General features: G+C 25.7%; 20 protein-coding genes. 3 read left to right on the top strand and 17 right to left on the bottom strand.

The window, feature by feature from the left end; translation table 4 throughout:
• The first annotated feature begins 77 nt into the window (after positions 1–77).
• A complete protein-coding gene (locus tag AAHF53_RS04955; protein ID WP_342189681.1) occupies positions 78–689 on the top strand; it encodes a type IV secretion system DNA-binding domain-containing protein in 612 nt (203 codons plus the stop codon).
• A gap of 527 nt (positions 690–1,216) precedes the next feature.
• Positions 1,217–1,504, top strand: a complete 288-nt coding sequence (locus AAHF53_RS04960; RefSeq protein ID WP_342189682.1) for a hypothetical protein — start codon at positions 1,217–1,219, stop codon at positions 1,502–1,504.
• A gap of 470 nt (positions 1,505–1,974) precedes the next feature.
• Here the strand turns inward: AAHF53_RS04960 and AAHF53_RS04965 are convergent, their stop codons facing one another.
• The gene (locus AAHF53_RS04965) at positions 1,975–3,741 is read right to left on the bottom strand and encodes a ribosome-inactivating family protein (protein ID WP_342189683.1); all 1,767 of its coding nucleotides are present in this window, start codon (positions 3,739–3,741) and stop codon (positions 1,975–1,977) included.
• A gap of 526 nt (positions 3,742–4,267) precedes the next feature.
• Between AAHF53_RS04965 and AAHF53_RS04970 the strand changes: the two genes are divergently transcribed.
• Positions 4,268–4,402, top strand: a complete 135-nt coding sequence (locus tag AAHF53_RS04970) for a hypothetical protein (RefSeq protein WP_338966916.1) — start codon at positions 4,268–4,270, stop codon at positions 4,400–4,402.
• 431 nt (positions 4,403–4,833) lie between these two features.
• Here AAHF53_RS04970 and AAHF53_RS04975 read toward each other — a convergent pair whose 3' ends face one another.
• The 16 genes from AAHF53_RS04975 to AAHF53_RS05050 all read right to left on the bottom strand — a co-directional run bounded on the left by AAHF53_RS04975 (position 4,834) and on the right by AAHF53_RS05050 (position 18,788).
• Positions 4,834–5,469, bottom strand: a complete 636-nt coding sequence (locus tag AAHF53_RS04975) for a hypothetical protein (RefSeq protein WP_342189684.1) — start codon at positions 5,467–5,469, stop codon at positions 4,834–4,836.
• Positions 5,470–5,510: 41 nt separating this feature from the next.
• The gene (locus AAHF53_RS04980) at positions 5,511–5,873 is read right to left on the bottom strand and encodes a hypothetical protein (RefSeq protein ID WP_342189685.1); all 363 of its coding nucleotides are present in this window, start codon (positions 5,871–5,873) and stop codon (positions 5,511–5,513) included.
• Entirely contained in the window at positions 5,839–6,423 is a 585-nt protein-coding gene (locus AAHF53_RS04985) for a hypothetical protein (RefSeq protein WP_342189686.1), read from the bottom strand. Before AAHF53_RS04985 ends, AAHF53_RS04980 begins: the two co-directional genes overlap by 35 nt.
• Before the next feature lie 4 nt (positions 6,424–6,427).
• On the bottom strand, positions 6,428–6,553 hold the full coding sequence (locus AAHF53_RS04990) for a hypothetical protein (RefSeq protein ID WP_342189687.1): 126 nt from the start codon (positions 6,551–6,553) through the stop codon (positions 6,428–6,430).
• Positions 6,554–6,787: 234 nt separating this feature from the next.
• Positions 6,788–7,057 carry a hypothetical protein gene (locus AAHF53_RS04995; RefSeq protein ID WP_342189688.1) on the bottom strand — a complete coding sequence of 90 codons (270 nt, stop codon included), beginning with the start codon at positions 7,055–7,057 and terminating at the stop codon, positions 6,788–6,790.
• A gap of 231 nt (positions 7,058–7,288) precedes the next feature.
• Positions 7,289–8,158 carry a class II fructose-1,6-bisphosphate aldolase gene (fba, locus tag AAHF53_RS05000; RefSeq protein WP_342189689.1) on the bottom strand — a complete coding sequence of 290 codons (870 nt, stop codon included), beginning with the start codon at positions 8,156–8,158 and terminating at the stop codon, positions 7,289–7,291.
• Between the two features lie 25 nt (positions 8,159–8,183).
• Positions 8,184–9,785: a CTP synthase gene (locus tag AAHF53_RS05005; RefSeq protein ID WP_342189690.1), complete on the bottom strand. Its 1,602-nt coding sequence runs from the start codon at positions 9,783–9,785 to the stop codon at positions 8,184–8,186.
• A 28-nt stretch (positions 9,786–9,813) separates the two neighbouring features.
• Entirely contained in the window at positions 9,814–10,209 is a 396-nt protein-coding gene (rpoE, locus tag AAHF53_RS05010; RefSeq protein WP_342189691.1) for a DNA-directed RNA polymerase subunit delta, read from the bottom strand.
• 19 nt (positions 10,210–10,228) lie between these two features.
• Positions 10,229–11,452 carry an HD domain-containing protein gene (locus tag AAHF53_RS05015; protein WP_342189692.1) on the bottom strand — a complete coding sequence of 408 codons (1,224 nt, stop codon included), beginning with the start codon at positions 11,450–11,452 and terminating at the stop codon, positions 10,229–10,231.
• A 1-nt stretch (position 11,453) separates the two neighbouring features.
• Positions 11,454–12,911 (bottom strand): glutamate--tRNA ligase, encoded by a 1,458-nt coding sequence (gene gltX, locus AAHF53_RS05020; protein WP_342189693.1) that lies wholly within the window; start codon positions 12,909–12,911, stop codon positions 11,454–11,456.
• A 117-nt stretch (positions 12,912–13,028) separates the two neighbouring features.
• A complete protein-coding gene (ychF, locus tag AAHF53_RS05025) occupies positions 13,029–14,129 on the bottom strand; it encodes a redox-regulated ATPase YchF (protein ID WP_342189694.1) in 1,101 nt (366 codons plus the stop codon).
• A 194-nt stretch (positions 14,130–14,323) separates the two neighbouring features.
• Complete coding sequence (locus AAHF53_RS05030; protein ID WP_342189695.1) at positions 14,324–15,238, bottom strand: ParB/RepB/Spo0J family partition protein; 915 nt, start codon at positions 15,236–15,238, stop codon at positions 14,324–14,326.
• Positions 15,210–15,998, bottom strand: coding sequence for an AAA family ATPase (locus tag AAHF53_RS05035; protein ID WP_338967619.1), 789 nt, complete (start codon positions 15,996–15,998; stop codon positions 15,210–15,212). Before AAHF53_RS05035 ends, AAHF53_RS05030 begins: the two co-directional genes overlap by 29 nt.
• A gap of 78 nt (positions 15,999–16,076) precedes the next feature.
• Positions 16,077–16,763, bottom strand: a complete 687-nt coding sequence (rsmG, locus tag AAHF53_RS05040) for a 16S rRNA (guanine(527)-N(7))-methyltransferase RsmG (protein ID WP_342189696.1) — start codon at positions 16,761–16,763, stop codon at positions 16,077–16,079.
• A gap of 1 nt (position 16,764) precedes the next feature.
• Positions 16,765–17,658 (bottom strand): ABC transporter permease subunit, encoded by an 894-nt coding sequence (locus AAHF53_RS05045; protein ID WP_342189697.1) that lies wholly within the window; start codon positions 17,656–17,658, stop codon positions 16,765–16,767.
• 2 nt (positions 17,659–17,660) lie between these two features.
• Entirely contained in the window at positions 17,661–18,788 is a 1,128-nt protein-coding gene (locus AAHF53_RS05050; protein ID WP_342189698.1) for an ABC transporter permease subunit, read from the bottom strand.
• Positions 18,789–18,790 lie beyond the last annotated feature (2 nt).

The following is an 18,790-nucleotide window of genomic DNA, read 5'->3' on the forward strand; positions in this document are numbered from 1 at the left end:
TTGCATATTGAAATAATTTATAGTAAATGACTATTTTTTCTTTTTTAAAAAATACCTAAGAAAACTAAACGCGACCCTTGCTGTCTTTTTCAATTATTTTAGCTTTCATTTTCTTTATTACTTTAATTAACATAATTGTTGCCCTTACTTATACTGGAATAAAACTAAAAGAAGTTACTTGAAACAATTTTGCAAAAGTTTTTGTAAAAGATATCTCCTTAAAAATTTCAACAATTATTACCATAATAATTATATTTATTTTTACTGGTTTTATTGGTTATCAAAAATGGAAACACTTTAATATGTTTGCTTATGAGCAAAAGAAAAAAACAAACATATTAGAACAAGAATTTAAACAAATTCCACAAAATAATCTAGTTAAATTAAGCAATGATATTGGTTTAATAAAAGCTAATCTAACTCAACACACTCTGCTTATTGGAACCACGGGTAGTGGTAAAACAACAACACTATTGCAAATCATAAAAGAGTTAAAAGTTAAATTCCGTGAAACAACCATAATTATTGATGGTAAAGGTGATGTTGATTTAATTAATAAAGTTAAACAACTAGAACCTAACGCCTTTATTTGAAAAATTGGGGGAGTAACTGAATATAATCCATTTGCCAATAAAAATAAAGTTATTTTAGCGGATAGGTCGCGTTTAGTTTTCTTAGGTATTTTTTAAAAAAGAAAAAATAGTCATTTACTATAAATTATTTCAATATGCAAATTAAGTATATATTTCTTATGTATGATTTTTGTTGTAAAAAATTATTTTAATGTTGTTTTTATAAGCATTTTACTTAGTTTTTATAACCTTTTATTAAGAATATGTTTGTTAATATTAAATATTTTGTTTTATTAATTATTTTTCAAGTAAAAAGGTAATAAATTTTTAGTTGCTTTTCTTTCAAAATTATTCAAATCTTTACCCACCTAACAAAACTTTATGCGCCCTAGCGGATAGGTCGCGTTTAGTTTTCTTAGGTATTTTTTAAAAAAGAAAAAATAGTCATTTACTATAAATTATTTCAATATGCAAATTAAGTATATATTTCTTATGTATGATTTTTGTTGTAAAAAATTATTTTAATGTTGTTTTTATAAGCATTTTACTTAGTTTTTATAACCTTTTATTAAGAATATGTTTGTTAATATTAAATATTTTGTTTTATTAATTATTTTTCAAGTAAAAAGGTAATAAATTTTTAGTTGCTTTTCTTTCAAAATTATTCAAATCTTTACCCACCTAACAAAACTTTATGCGCCCTTTATCGTTCATTAATTACCTTTTATCCCAAAAAATATTTAATCAATGTTACTGGTAATTCAGAATTATTACTAAGAAGTTATTTCTTTACTTTTGATAAAAAAACGCATCAAGAGAATTATAGTGCCTTTAAAAACAATAATAGTATCTACAAAATTGATTTTAATGTCCTTAAATCTTATGATAATAAACTGATTTCCTTACCCATCAGCAAAACCGACAAATGATAAACTTGAACTTATAACTCCTGCTTTTTTAAAAAACAATGAAATAAGAAAAAATACCAAATATTTAATAGAAAAATATGGCATAATAATCAATTCAAATAACAATAGAAAAACATACAAAATCCAAAAGGCTATCCAATTAGAAATGACAATAAATTACTATGATTACTCAAGCGGATATAGAATAGAAATAAATCCTAGAAAAAAATTTATCATTAAAACTTAAAAATAAGTTAACTAAATTTAAAAATTATTAAATGTTACCACTACCCTAGAAAAGTAGTTTTCTATGATGACAATACCCACAAACGAATAAGCAATTTTTAATTTTTTCTCCTTTCTATTTTGTCAAAATAAAAACCAGTAATTTTAATTAATTACCGGTTTAAATATTTTTTTATTTTTCACAGAGATTAAATTTTTTTTTACTTGTTCCAATTAAATTGATTGTTTCTAAAATACTTAATATTTTTTTATCTAAATTTGTGATTAAAATCGCGAATTGATGAATAACTTCAATCTTTAAAATTAAGTTCATATCTTGTATCTTCAAAATTTTTAAAAATTACAGTAGCAAAATTATTACTTGGATCTACAAATATATTTTTTACTTCACTATTAATGGTAGACATTCTTCTACCAACCTCACCCTTTAGATTAATTATGTATACACCATTTTTAGTACCTAAAATAACATATCCTTTTTTAGCTCAAGAATTTTCAGAACTATCATTTGTCAATACTTTAAACTTGGTTATATCATCTAAATTAAAAGGAATATTTATTTTAAAACTATTTCAATATTCACCATCTGTTTCTTTAAACTTAAGAACATATAAATTATTTTTTGTAAAAATAAAAGCACTATTATAATTTTTAATAATTATATTAGTAACTTCTTCATTAAAATCTCCCATTCTTTTATTAACAGAATCATTTTGATGAATTGTATATACACCATTTTTAGTACCTAAAATAACATATCCTTTTTTAACTCAAGGATTTTCAGAACTATCATTTTCTAATATTCTAACTATGTTTATTTTTCCTTGAATTTTGTCAATTTCAGGTTTTAAATCACAAAATTTTTGATTTAAAACATTATTTAAATCTCTTTGTTGTCTATTGCAATTTAAATTAATATATCAATTTAACAAAAATATAGATGCTAATGCTACTCTAATACCTTGTGAATATAAATTTTCTCACAAATCATTTGTTTCTGCAATTTCTTCTACACGAAATATATTATTATTATTACTTGCTGAAACATCATTATTTATTCTAATAAATTGATTTAATTGCTGTTCCAAAGCTCTGGAATCTCTTCCTCAGTTCATTAAAATTCTATGAATATTATTTTCTCTTGTATTATTATTTCAATCAATAGATCTATTATTAATAAAATTATCTCTAAGAATATTATATAATTCTATAGATCTTATTGCTTCTGCAGTGACTAAAATAGTTTGGCCTAGAGAGGTTCTTGTAGAAATATAATCGGGTTCATCTAATTGATAATTATTTGTGTTACTTAATCATAAAAAAGAATTATAAATATGAGTTCAAGAAATATTTCTATTGTCGCCCATTCCTATACGCAAATCACGATAAGCACCACTAAATTTTAAATTATTTGAATTTGTTCCCGCAATTTGTGTTAGATGAGGATGTCCATATGGTTGATATCTTTCTGATTTAAAATCAAAATGATAGTAATTATATTCAGGTCCCGTGTGACCACCTTGTGGCTCAACATTAACAACAAATCCTTCAAGATATAAATTATCCGTTCTAAAAACTAATTCTAAATTTCGTTGACTTTGTATATTATTAGTATTTCTAAAAACAACCGGAATCCTAAAATAACCATATTGCTCAGTGCTTAATCTATAAAATGAATTATCTTCTGATGAATTCTCTTCTGTACCTTGTGGAATTAAACTACTGACAAATTCTAAAATATTAATATTTGAGAGTTCTTGAATAATTCTTTGCAAAGATGAAAAAAATTCTGTGGGGTTGTTTTTATCAACAACTAATTGTTCACTTATTGTTACAATTTTTCTACTTGGACTTGAAAATGGTGTTGCTTTTTTAATTCTATTTAATTTTTCTAAGTTATTTAGTTGTGAATAATTAATTTCGTTTTTTGCTGAAGTTGGGGCATTGCCAACAATTCCCATCATTCCACTTCCGGCGATGGTGATTGTTCCTATTAATCCTAGTAATTTTTTCATTATTAATCAAATCCTTTTTGTTAATTTTTAGTAATTAATAAAATTTATTCACGAATCAACAACCTTTCTCAAATTTTTACATTCTATTTAATACAAATTAATTATAAATTATTTTTAAAAATTTTAAATAAATAAATTTATTGTAAATATTAATGCTATAATAAAAATAATTAAATAAAAAGAAAAATGATGATATCACCATCATTCTTCCTAATTGAATTATAACATGGGTCGAATGAAAAACAACATCATTCGACCTTTTTTATTTAGCCAGGAAAGGAAGCAATAAGCCCATATTAGCCCCGAAAACATAAAACTTATATTAAATTTTATTTGTCAATAAAGAATAATGTTTATATTGTAGAAACCATATACATATGACAAGATTTTGTTTTCTACAAACTTTTAGGGGGTGTTTTCTTTTGGCAGTAATATTTTGTATTGAATGTGACAACGAAAGCTATATCGTTGGCAATAAAAATACAGTTGGAATCTGTAATTCTTGCGATGAAAAGGGGTTTTAATTTTGAAAGAAACGATAGATTATAAAATATGTCGTTGGTGTTTGCATATTAGAAACTTAGGAAATCACGATGCTTGTGATAAAAAATTTATTAATCATATTAAAAAAATATTAAAAAATAAAAATAAAGCACACTAAAAAAGTAAGAAATTTATTTTTTAAACCTATAAAAAATTAAATATAGAATTCAAACAATACCAATAATAAATTGAACTACAAATCAACCTTCTTCTTTAAATAAATAAACTCATTTTAAATCTTGAAATTTTAAATTTCAATTAAAAAATCAAACCAGGTCGCGTTTAGTTTTCTTAGGTATTTTTTAAAAAAGAAAAAATAGTCATTTACTATAAATTATTTCAATATGCAAATTAAGTATATATTTCTTATGTATGATTTTTGTTGTAAAAAATTATTTTAATGTTGTTTTTATAAGCATTTTACTTAGTTTTTATAACCTTTTATTAAGAATATGTTTGTTAATATTAAATATTTTGTTTTATTAATTATTTTTCAAGTAAAAAGGTAATAAATTTTTAGTTGCTTTTCTTTCAAAATTATTCAAATCTTTACCCACCTAACAAAACTTTATGCGCCCCTGATAATTTTCCTTGAAAATTATTTTCTTTCTTTTTTTCGGCAATAAATTCCGTCATTTTTTGTGAAAAAGCTAACATAAACAACCACTCATGAACATTTTCTTTACCAAAAGCATAACTTAGATAATTATATAAATTAAGAAAAATATCATTTTCAACAAACTTTTCTAATTTATCAAATTGAAAAAGAAAATCTTGTTTATTTCTTAGTTTTTGTTGATGAAAATAAATTTTTAAAGCATCTCAATTTTTAAAACTAATTTGATCATTTTTATATTTAATTTTATTAGCATAAGTATGGATTTGACTTATTTGCATTTTTTTATTATTAAAAACATTAAAACATCCTTGAATTTTTGCTTTTTGAATATTAGTAAAAGAATTCTTACTATTTAAAGCCTCTTCATACTTATCCCAATTATTTTCTGGTTTAAATAAATTTAACCTTTCTTCTTCTGATGATTCTAAAATTAATTGTTCTTTTACTAAATTACTTTGATAATCACAAAAAGATGTACTACTAATAATATTATCAATATTACCTTGTGAACAACCGATAATTGTTAAAGGTAAGTTAATAACTATTAATAAAACCAATGATTTCATTTTTTCACTCCTAATCATTACCAAGAATTTGTTGATATTTTTTAGGTAAGTATTCTAAAAAAAAACTCATTTAATAAAGTTCAACGAACGGAAAGTTTATTTTGCTTATAATTATTCGGTGTTAATAATCATTGACTAACTAACTCGGCAAATTGCTCATTTCAATCAGTAAACTTGCCATAACGACTATCAACAAATAATTTTGATACTAAAGCACTTATTAAGGTACTACGATTAATTTCCAAAAATTCATTATTATCTTCTACTTTTCAAACATTAATATTGGCAGGATTAAAACCTAATTTTTCACCAATAAAACGAATAAATTCATTAGATGCTGAAAAATTACTTGGTTGAACTTTATAACCTCTAATTAATATTATTATTAATATTTTTATAATCAACTTGTGAAAACCAATTGTTTAAAAAATAATTGCTTTCATTATTAGTAACTTTATTTGGTAAAATGTTTTTATTTAATTGTTCAGGTAAAAACGATAAAGCAAATTCTAACATATGCCCATATTCATGAATAACACCCGTAATAATATTATTAGATACTCAATGACCTAACTGATAATTTTCAAAAACAACATTTTTACTTAAAATATTTGAATCTAAAGCAATAAACTGATAGCCATAAAAACTATTTAATACTGTAATCCCTAAAACTCCTGAATAGCGTTTTTGGATATTATTAGTAAAAACAAGAGTAAACAGTCAACGCTTAATATTTTCAATACCATAATATTTACTTAGATAATTATATAAACTTAATAAATGTTGTTCTTCGCTACCAACAACATTAATAATAGAATTAAAATCTAACAGCGGATAATAATTATGGCGTAATATTGTTGTTCTAATTTTAGCAATTAATGTTGTTAAAGAAGGAAAATAACCTGATTCATTTTGTAATTGTTTAGTATTATGGATAAACTTATCATACGCCAATTTACTATTTTCCGAAACTTTTAATATTTCTTCATAACAAGACCTTAATGATGCTATTTCTTGAGATTGAAAGGGCGCATAAAGTTTTGTTAGGTGGGTAAAGATTTGAATAATTTTGAAAGAAAAGCAACTAAAAATTTATTACCTTTTTACTTGAAAAATAATTAATAAAACAAAATATTTAATATTAACAAACATATTCTTAATAAAAGGTTATAAAAACTAAGTAAAATGCTTATAAAAACAACATTAAAATAATTTTTTACAACAAAAATCATACATAAGAAATATATACTTAATTTGCATATTGAAATAATTTATAGTAAATGACTATTTTTTCTTTTTTAAAAAATACCTAAGAAAACTAAACGCGACCAGATTGAAAATAATATTTTCTAACCATCTTTGCATACTGCATAATAACTTCCATACCAATAGCATCATCACTATTCACATCTAAATATTGACTACGATTTTTATCTCTTATTATTAGTTCGTTACGATTATTGGGTTCAAAAGCACAACGATAACCAGTTAAAAGATTTTCATTATCCTCATTAACAAGATATAGTGGTTTTACAAAACTAATACTTACTAATAAATAAATATTAAAAAAACTAATCATTTTTCACATTACAATTATCTCCTAAAATATTTTTAAAGTTTACAAGTGATAGTTTAATATCCTTTAATATAAAATATTTTATCACATAATTTTAAAAAGTATTATTTGATAGTAAATCAATATTAAAAGTTTTACTTTTCAATTAACTGATTTATCCTTTATCTGGATTATGGATTATGATAAATAAAAAAAGAACGCCTTTAAAGGCGTTCTTTTAATACATTAATATTCTTTTTTAAATTAAGCTTTACCTAAACTACCAAACTCTGCTAATAATTGTTTCGCTTTATTCTCAACAGCAACAGTTCCCGGATTTAATAATTTTCGCGGATCATAACCTTTACCCACTTGATCTTTTTCAGCAATAATATACTGTCGGGTTGCTTGTTGAAATTCTAATTGTAATTCCGTATTAACATTAATTTTACTAATTCCTAAACTAATCGCTTGTTTAATTTGTTCCATATCAATTCCCGAACCACCGTGTAATACTAGTGGTAAAGAAATATTTTCAGAAATATTTTTTAACAAATCTAATTTTAAACCGTCCCAATTTTTAGGATATGGACCATGAATATTGTTAATTCCGGCAGCTAAAAAATCAACCGCCAAGTTTTTCATTGCTTGACATTCATCAAGGGTTGCTAATTCGCCCGTACCAATAACACCATCTTCTTCACCACCAATAGTTCCCACTTCGGCCTCAACAGCAACATTTTTACGATGAGCATAATCTACTACTTGGGCAGTTAATTTTAAATTTTCAGCAAGAGGATGATGACTACCATCAAACATTACTGAAGAAAAACCAGCATCAATCGCTGCAATACACGATTCAACAGTTTGACCGTGGTCTAAATGTAATGCTACGGGAACAGTCACCTTAATGAAATCCATTAGATTAGTAACTAATCCATAAACCGTTTTAACTCCCCCCATATATTTAATTGCCCCTTCGGATACTCCTAAAATTACTGGACTATTAGTTTCTTGTACTGCTTTTAAAATTGCTTTAATTCATTCTAAATTATTAATATTAAAATGCGCAATTGCATAATTTTCTTTTCTCGCTTTTTGCAACATTGCTGTTGGATTAACTAATTTTGTCATTTCTATCCTCCAAGATTAAAATTTGTTAATATGCTTTAATTACTGCTTCAATAAATCCAATAAATAATGGATTTGATTTGCTTGGTCGGGAAGTAAATTCAGGATGAAATTGACTACCAATAAAAAACGGATGGTTCTTTAATTCAATAATTTCCACTAAAGATTGTTCTTTATACATACCACTAAAAATAATTCCTTTTTCTTTAAATAAATCCAAATAATCATTATTTACTTCGTAACGATGCCGATGGCGTTCTTGGATAACCTTCTTCTTGTATAATTTCGAAACATGCGTTTTATCTTCAATAGTAATATCATAATTTCCTAGTCGCAATGTACCACCAATATGATCAGTTGAGTTTTTTCCTCTAATTAAATGTAATATCGGATTTTTACATTCAGGAAAAAACTCCTCAGAATGAGCATCTGGTAATTTACAAACATCTTGGGCAAATTCAATTAATGCCGTTTGCATGCCTAAACAAATGCCAAAATAAGGAATATGATGTTTTCTAGCATACTTAGCAGCTAATATTTTTCCTTCAATGCCCCGATAACCAAACCCACCAGGTACAATAATACCTTTACAATGTTTAAAAATATCTTCATAATTATTTTCATCAATATCATTGGCACTAATTCATTGCACGTTAACTTCAACACCTTTTTCATAACCAGCTAACTTTAATGACTCTAAAACTGATAAATACGCATCCGGTAATTCAATATACTTACCAACTAAATAAATTGTAATAACTTTATTTTTAGCATCACTAGCTTTTTGTAAAAACAATTTTAATTTCTTTAAATTATTATGTTTAATTTTTAAATGTAGCAACGAAGCAAGCGTTGTTAAAATATCTTGTTCATAAAGAACAATTGGTACTTTATAAATATTATCCACATCATAAGCACTAAAAACAGCATTACGATTAACATTACAAAATAAAGAAATTTTATCAATTAATTGTGCTGATAATTCTTGTTCACTACGAGCAAGAACAATATCTGGTTGAATTCCTAACGACAATAATTCTTTAACTGAATGTTGAACTGGCTTTGTTTTAAATTCACCACTAGCAGCAATAAATGGTACTAAAGCAACATGAATAAATAACACATTTTCTTTCCCTTTTTCCATTCTTATTTGCCGAATCGTTTCAATAAATGGTAATGACTCAATATCACCAACTGTGCCCCCAATTTCACCAATAATAATATCGGCTTTACTAACAGTTGACGCTAAATAAATCTTATTCTTAATAATATCTGTTAAATGCGGTACTACTTGAACTGTTTTACCTTCATAATCACCATTCCGCTCTTTTTCAATTACTTCTAAATATGCTTTACCAGCAGTAATTGATGAATAGCAAGTCAAATTTTCATCAATAAAGCGTTCATAATGACCTAAATCTAAATCAGTCTCACTACCATCAGCAGTAACAAAAACCTCACCATGCTCATAGGGATTCATTGTTCCTGGATCAACATTAATATATGGATCAAATTTTTGCATAAAAACCTTTAATCCACTATCTTTTAAAATATGACCAATTGAAGCGCCAGCAATTCCCTTACCTAAACTGGAAACTACACCACCCGTAATAAAAATATATTTTGTCATTATAATTCACCTTCTTTAACTCTAACAACTAGTTATTTTCTTCCATTTCTTTTTCAATTTCATCTCAATCAACTTCATCTTCTTCATCATCAATACTTTCTTCAAAAGTATCATCAACTTCATCAATAATTTCAGTAACTTCTAATTTCTTAGGATCAATATCATCATTAATAGCAAATAAAAATTCTAATTGTTTCTTAATTTCATCATACTTATAATCTTGTCGTAACCCCCATTCGTTATCCTGAATTAACAAAAAACGATTATCCAATACCATATCAGTATATAAATTAACCATTTCTTTTGCTTCAGCTTCAATTGGTGTTTCCTTGGCAATCTTAACATAATCATAAATTTCTTTAAAACCAGCGTGTTTTCGCTTAATAAGAAATTCATATGCCAGATCAACTAAAGACTTATTCATATATTATCTCCTTCTAAATCTATGTTTGTACTAAAACTTCTTTTGGTAATAATACATATTGTTGTTTTTCAACTTGTTTACTACTTTGTTCATTAGTATTAATCAATTTAGATTTTTTTTCTAAATTAAATACTAGATCATTTTTATTAACTAATTTAATTGGTTGCTCCATTAAGTTTTGCTGATATAATGTTGGCTGATTAAATTCTTCAATAATTAAATAATAATCTAAATCATAATTTCCTGCAACTAACAATTTTTGATAGTTTTTTAAATCATTAGCATTGACATTAGGAATTAATTTAAAAAATCTTCGATTAACAATGCGGTCTGTTAAATCTTGCAAAATATTATCTTCTTCTTTAGCTAATAAACTAAAAAGACTCATTAAACTATAATCATCAAGTTGTAAATAATGACTTACATTTAATTGTTCGGAATTATTTTCTTGTAATAAAGGTACAACTAAAGCAATATCAGTTTTAAACTTAAAATTTTTTGTAAATAAATATTTTAAGCGTTTAAAAATATTTACTAATAAATAATCAAAACTAATGCCAACTTTATGATTATAAATTTGCCAATACATATGATAACGACCTAACAAATAATTTTCAATTGCAAATAATGCTTTTTCATCATAAACAATTTCATTATTAATAATTCGTAAATTTTCCATAATTCAATCAATATCAAAATTTCCATATTCAACACCTGTATGATAAGAATCTCTTAACAAATAATCCATCCGATCACAATCAAGTTGGGAACTTACTAATGATAAAAGAATTTTATTAGGATGGGTTTTAGCAATAATTTGACAAACAGCTTGCACATCAATATTAAATGCTTTTAAAACTTGATTAATTTGCGATTGTTCATTTTGAATAATGGCAATTGTTCATTGTTCATGATTAATTGGCGAAACTTTTTCAAAACTATGAGAAAAAGGACCATGCCCTAAATCATGTAATAAACCAGCAATTTTTGTTAAAGTTTTTTCTTCATTAGATACATTATCAAAACTAGAATTTCTAAAAATTTTATCAATTAAATAATAAACTCCTAATGAATGACTAAAGCGATTATGAACAGCACTAGGAAAAACAAATTGTCCACCACCTAATTGCAAAATTCTTCTTAAGCGTTGAAACTCTTTACTATTAATTAAAGCAATAATAACTGATTCTTGAACATTAATATTACCATAAATACTATCACGAACCATTCATTGACTCATCATCTTACCCCACCCTATTAAATATTTCTAATATTTCATTAATATTATTCATTACTTTTTTTTGACCTAAAAGTTTAATTGTTTTTACTAATTGTGGTCCTACCATTCGTTTTGAACTAGCAATTCTAATTGGCATCAATAAGTCTTTACCTTTAAGATTTTGTTCTTTTTTAATTGTAGTAATAATACCATTAATACTATCATCATCTCATTGCTTTAAATTTTGAATTAATTGCTTAAAATTATTAATGACTAATAAAACATCATTAGTTTTTAAATATTCAATAACTTCCGTAGCCACAATATCATCTTCAATAAACATCGCAACTAAACCACTTATTTGTTGTCCATAAATTAATTCTTGCTGATACAAAGCAACTACTTCTTGTCATCAAACTAACGGATATGCTTTTATTTCATAAACTTTACATAAAAATGGCAAACATAATTCTCAGTAAGCAATCGCATCTAATTTTTGAATATACTTATTATTAATTCAATTAAGTTTATTAACATCAAACAAACTACTAGATTTACTAAAACGATTTTCATCAAAAATAGCAATTAATTGCGATATTGAATAAATTTCTTGCGTATCTGGTGGTGATCAGCCTAATAAAACAAAAAAATTAAATAACGCTGCTGGTAAATATCCTAATTCGCGATACTGACTAATAAATTGTACAATTGTTCCATCGCGTTTTGACAATTTTTTCCGATTTTCATTAACAATTAATGGTAAATGACCAAAAATTGATGGTGTTCAATTAAAAGCTTCATAGACTACTAATTGCTTTGGAGTATTAGATAAATGCTCCTCACCTCGTAAAACATGACTAATTTTCATTAAATAATCATCAATAACAACAGCAAAATTATAAGTCGCCACCCCATTTGATTTAATAATAACAAAATCACTAATATCTTTACTAGCAAATATTACTTCTTTTCGTACCAAATCATTAAGAATATAAGATTTATTTTCTGGAATTCGGATTCTAATACTTGGTTTAATCCCTAAAACTTCTTTTGCTTTAATATCACTAATAGAAAGACTTCAACATTTACCATCATAACTTGGCGCTATTCCTTGATCAATTTGCTTTTGTTTCACTTGACTTAATTGTTCTGCTGAACAATAACAATAATATGCTAAATTATTAGTAACAAGCTCATTAGCATATTTAATATAAATTTGTAAGCGCTCAGTTTGTTGATATGGACCAAAATTACCTAATGTATCAATAGTTTCATCAATAACAATATTTAATCATCGCAAATTATCTAATTGTGACGCAATACCACCACTAACATTTCGTTCTAAATCAGTATCTTCAATTCGCACAATAAATGTGCCATTATAATGTTTAGCAAATAGATAATTAAAAATTGCTGTTCTGGCACCACCAATATGTAAATATCCTGTTGGACTAGGTGCATAGCGTAATCGTATTTTCTTCATCCATTATCTCCATTTCTTTTAATATATAAAAAAATAAATTAGTTTTTAACTACTAATTTATTTTACACTATAATAATTACTTTATTGTACATAAAAATGCTCAATAACTTAAAGACTTTAAACATTAAAACGGAAATAACAAATATCACCATCAGAAACTAAATAATTTTTCCCTTCAAATCGTAACTTTCCTGACAATTTAACGGCATTCTCACTACCATATTTAACTAAATCATCATAACTATAAACTTCTAATTTAATAAAACCACGAGAAATATCAGTATGAATAATACTAGCACATTCAACAGCTTCCATACCACTTTTAAATGTTCAAGCACGAACTTCTTTCTTACCAGCTGTAAAAAATGTTGATAAACCTAATGTGCGATATGTTTTTGAAATCATCTGATCTAAGCCTGATGTTTCTAAATTTAATGATTTTAAAAACTCTTCTTTATCATTATCTTCTAACGATGAAATTTCTAATTCTGTTTTTGCACAAATAACAATAACTTGTGATTTCTCAGCAATAGCATAATCCTTAACTTTTTCAACTCACTTATTAGTTTTATCCACTAAATCTTTTTCACTAATATTTGCAATATACAAAATTGGTTTACTAGTTAAAAAACTATAATGTTTAATCAAATTAACTTCTTCAACTGTTAATTCTAAACGCCGAATCGGTTTACCATCAAATAACGCTTCTTTAATTTTCTTTAATAAATTAATTTCTTTCAGTAAAACTGGATTTTTATCATTTTTAACAAGTTTTTCTAATTTTTGTAATATTTTAATAACGATATCATAATCTGCTAAAATTAATTCTAAATTAATAATTTCAATATCTCTAATCGGATCAATCGTAGTTTCAACATGATTAACATTACTATCATCAAAACAACGCACAACTTCACAAATCGCATCAACTTCACGAATATGACCTAAAAACTTATTACCTAAACCATGGCCTAATGATGCCCCTTTAACAAGTCCCGCAATATCTGTAAACTCAAAATTATTAGCAATAACTTTCTCAGGTTGAAAAATTTCTTCCAACTTATTAAGTCTACTATCGGGTACTTTAACAATACCAACATTAGGATTAATCGTTGTGAAAGGATAATTTGCAGCTTCAACTTTAGAATTGGTAATGGCATTAAATAATGTTGATTTTCCAACATTAGGTAATCCAACAATTCCTGCTTTTAAAGACATAATTTCTTTATTCCTCTTTCATATTTAATATTTAATTAATAAAAATAAATAAAATGCTAATAGTATAAAATATTAATTTCCTAAAACAAATATTTATCTATTAATTATACCAATAATCTTAATAAAATCGCAATTTTTCTATTATTTAGAAAAATTTAAAATCTGATTTATTTTACAGAAAATTATTTAATAATTTAAATAATTTTAAGAACTTCCAAAATGCGATTCAAATCTTTATCATTAGAAAACTTAATGATAATACGATTATCATCAATGACAACCTTAGTTCCTAAAATTTTAATCATTTTTTCAGCGACAGGTGCATATTCTCACTTTGGCAAAACACCAACCTTTTGGTCATTTTTATCTTTCTTACCAATTTGTAATTGATAGGCCCGAACAATATCTTCAACCTTTCTAGATGTTAAATTTTCTTTAAAAATGCGTTCACTTAAACGATAAACTAATTCCATATCATCTTGTAAAGCTAATAATGGCTTCACCTGCCCCATCGTTAATTGACCATTTAAAACATAATCTTGGATTTTTTGCGGTAAATTTAAAATTCGCATAATATTAGCAATATGTGGCCGTGACTTTCCGACTTGCATTGCCACTTCACCTTGCGTTAAGTTTAATTTATTCATTAAATCACGATATGCTTGTGCCTCTTCAATGGTATTTAAATCAACTCTTTGAATATTCTCAATTAAAGCAATTTCCATCATTTGTTTATCAGATAAATTATCAGATAAATTAATAATAATTGCTGGAATATGAGTTAATCCGACCTTTTTACAAGCCCGCATTCTTCTTTCTCCCGCAACAACTTCATAACCATTAATTGATTTCTTAACAATAATTGGTTGAATAACCCCATGCTTAACAATTGATTGTCCTAATTGTGTAATCTCAGCATCATCAAAAACAATTCGTGGTTGATAAGGATTACTACGAATTTCATCTAATGAAATTTTAACCGCATTTTGCTTAATTTCATCATTGGCTTCAATTTCACTAATTAAATCATTAATTTCTTCACCAAAAATCTTATCTAATCCTTTAACCGATAATCTTTTTTTAGTTATTAATTTGTTGTTCTGTGCCATTATTTAGCAATACCTCCTTAACTAGTTCCATATAAGCAATTGCCCCCGATGAATTTTCGGCATAACTAAAAATATCATCCCCATTTGATGGCGCTTCCGATATTTTAATATTTCGCGGAATATAAGTTTTATATACTTTCTCTTTAAAATACTTTTGTGCTTCTTGCATTACTTCATACGATAACTTTGTTCTAGTATCAAACATTGTTAATAAAATACCTTCAATAGTTAAATTTTTATTACTTCTTTGTTGAACAAATCTAATTGAAGTTAACAATTGCGTTAATCCTTCTAAAGCATAATATTCAGCTTGAATCGGAATAATTACCGTATTAGATGCACTTAACGCATTACGATTTAATAATCCTAATGATGGTGGACAATCAATAATAATATAATGATAATTATTAAGAATACCTTTTAACTTATCCAACAAAATATTTTGCTTATCCTTAGATTGTTCTAATAAATGTAAATCAGCACTTGCTAATGATAATGTTGCTGGTGCTAAATCAACATTTTGACAAACATTTTTTTGAATAATTTCACTAAGAGCAATATCATTAACTAAAACATCAAACATACACCTTTCAATTTTACTTTTATCAGCACCAATTCCTGTTGTACTATTTCCTTGTGGATCTAAATCAATCAGCAAAACTTTTTGTCCATATCTGCCCAAACCAGCAGCAAGATTTATTGATGTTGTCGTTTTGCCAACACCACCTTTTTGATTAGCAATTGCAATTACTTTAGCCATAAATTTTAACTTCCTTTTTTAAGATTTCCAAATATTTTACCTAATTATATTAACATTATAACAAGAGTTTATTAAAAATTATAATGGTCACCGTTTTATTTTAGCAAAATCTCGCGGATATAATTTATCAATCGCTTTTTGCTTAATAAAATATAAAATTGTTCTTTTACCTAAAAAATTTCAATTACTACTATAAGTAGATATTAACTCTGTATTTAAAACTTTTAAAGCATTTTGACTATTAAATAATTCTTGATTAGTTTCTGATTTTAAAGCAATAAACATTCCTTTAACTTTTACAATTGGTATACATAATTCTAATAACATATTCAACTGAGCAACCGCTCTGACAGTAACAATATCAAAAAAATCACGATATTGAATCGCAATATTTTCAACACGATTATTAATAATCGTTACATCTTTTAAAAATAAGTTTTCAACTACTGCTTGTAAAAATAAACACTTTTTAGTAATTGCTTCAACAAGAAATAATTTAACCTTCGGAAATAAAATCTTAATAACGATTCCTGGAAATCCAGCTCCCGTACCAACATCACATATGAGTTGTTGTTCTAAAACAACATTTTTTGTTAATAACAATGAATCAAAAAAATGTTTTTGATAAACCTCTTCTTTACTAATTATTGTTGTAAGATTCATTTTCTCATTTCATTGTTGCAATAATTCAAAATATTTTTCTAATTGTTTTATTTGTTCATTAGAACAAACAATATTTATTTTCTTTAATAAACTAACTAACATCTTAACTTTTTTCCTTCGTATACGGCGTATTTAACATTTTTGACATCCGATCATTTTTTTCATATAATGCAAATAGTGGCGCAATTAATAATGGTAAAACATAAGGTAATATTGTCCATCATCACTTATTACTATCTTGTCGTAAAAATCCACTAAATTCAAGTAAAACTGTTACTAAATAAGTAAAAAATGCGCTGCGAAATACTGCTCATTGACTTAATGCCACAATCGCAAAAGCAATTAATCCGATATTATTAACACTAACATCAAAAGTGCCTTTTTGGTTTGTAAAAAATGCACCACCTAATGCTATTAAACCAAAGCCAACAATAACTGCTAAATAACGAATTTTAACAACATTTATTTGACTTAAAGTTAAAACAACAGCATTCTTTCCAGCTGCTTTAAAATATAACCCCATTCGCGTTAAAAAGAAAAAAGAAGAAACAACTAATATTAAAATAACATTAAAAATAAAAACTAAAGATAACGGATATCCGATAAATATTGGAGCAATAAAAATTTCATTAGCATCTAATGTTCTTTGTCCATAATTAAATATTAAAATTAGCGAACTCAAACCTAAAGCCAAATAATTTCAAATAAATGAAACAAGAAACTGATTAGTTTTTAAAGAAACCGTTAATACCGCATGAATTAAACCTAATCCCATACCAATAACAAATGCTAAAAAAAAACCTAAAAAACAAATATTATCACCAAGAAATAAATATTGTTTAATCACAATTGCATACGATAACCCCCCTAAAATCATTACGCCATCAACACCAAAATTTAAAATCCCCGCTTTTTGCATTATTAAACATCCCATAGCTGCGAATAGTAATGGTGCTGATAATGATAAACTACTAATAAAAATATTAACAATATTCATAATTATCGTCGCCCCTTATTAATTATATTAGTTGCATCATTAACATCAGGTCGTTGGTTTACTAACGCCTCCCGCATTCTAAAATTAATTAAAAACTTTGGTTCTTGTTTTCATAAAATAATATAACTTACTAAAACAGAAATGGTAATACAAAATGAAAAAATAATATCAATGATTTCATAATCAAATGATGTCAACGAAAGAAATTGAGTTTGCGAACGAATTAAACCAACTAAAATACTAAGCAACAAAACCCCAATACGCGAATTAAATGCTCATAAGGGAATCAACAAATTATCAAATTCTTGTAACATTGTTGAACTTAATGTTCCTAATTTATTTAGATTAGCAACAAAATAAGTATAGCCTGCGATTCCGGCAATTGCTCCTGAAATTGTCATAATAATTAATTGCTTAGCATTAGGATTTAATCTTGCATATTGCGCCGCCTCAGCATTAGCAACGGTTAATTCTAAACGAAAACCAAACACGCGACGATCTAATAAAATCGTTACAAAACCATAAATAAACAAAGCAATAAAAATTGTAATAGAAAAATAAACCGTCATACTTAATTTAATTATTAAAGAAGCATTATTATTAATAATACCATCATTATATTGACTTCATTCTGGTAAATGATAATAAATATTAAAAGCAATAATATTAAGCAACAAAGTTGATGCCATTTCATTAATCTTAAAATAAGTTTTAAAAAAACCAGCAATGAGAGCATACAATGCCCCTGCAATAATTGATACTAAAATTAATAACATTGTTGTAAATTTAGTAGTAATACCAACAGCACTTAATAATCGTGAAGTAATAAATGTGATTGTTGCCCCAATAATCATTTGCCCAATAACTCCAAGATTATAAATTCGAAACCGAAATGCTACTAACGAAGCTAATGATGCTAATAGCAAATATGAAAATGAATTTACAAAATTATGAAAATGATTAATATCATTAAAAGGCATTAAAAATAATGTATCATATGCTTTCAAAGAACTAACTTTAAAAAGCGTAAAGATTATTGCCGATAAGACAAAAAGCAAAACTACTGTTAATGAAACCACCGTTGCTGCTTTTAATTTTTTGTTAGTTCAAAAATTTCTTATAATATTCATTT

It is taken from the genome of Spiroplasma endosymbiont of Dilophus febrilis, assembly GCF_964030685.1.
In the GTDB taxonomy this organism is placed as follows: Bacteria; Bacillota_I; Bacilli_A; order Mycoplasmatales; family Nriv7; genus Nriv7.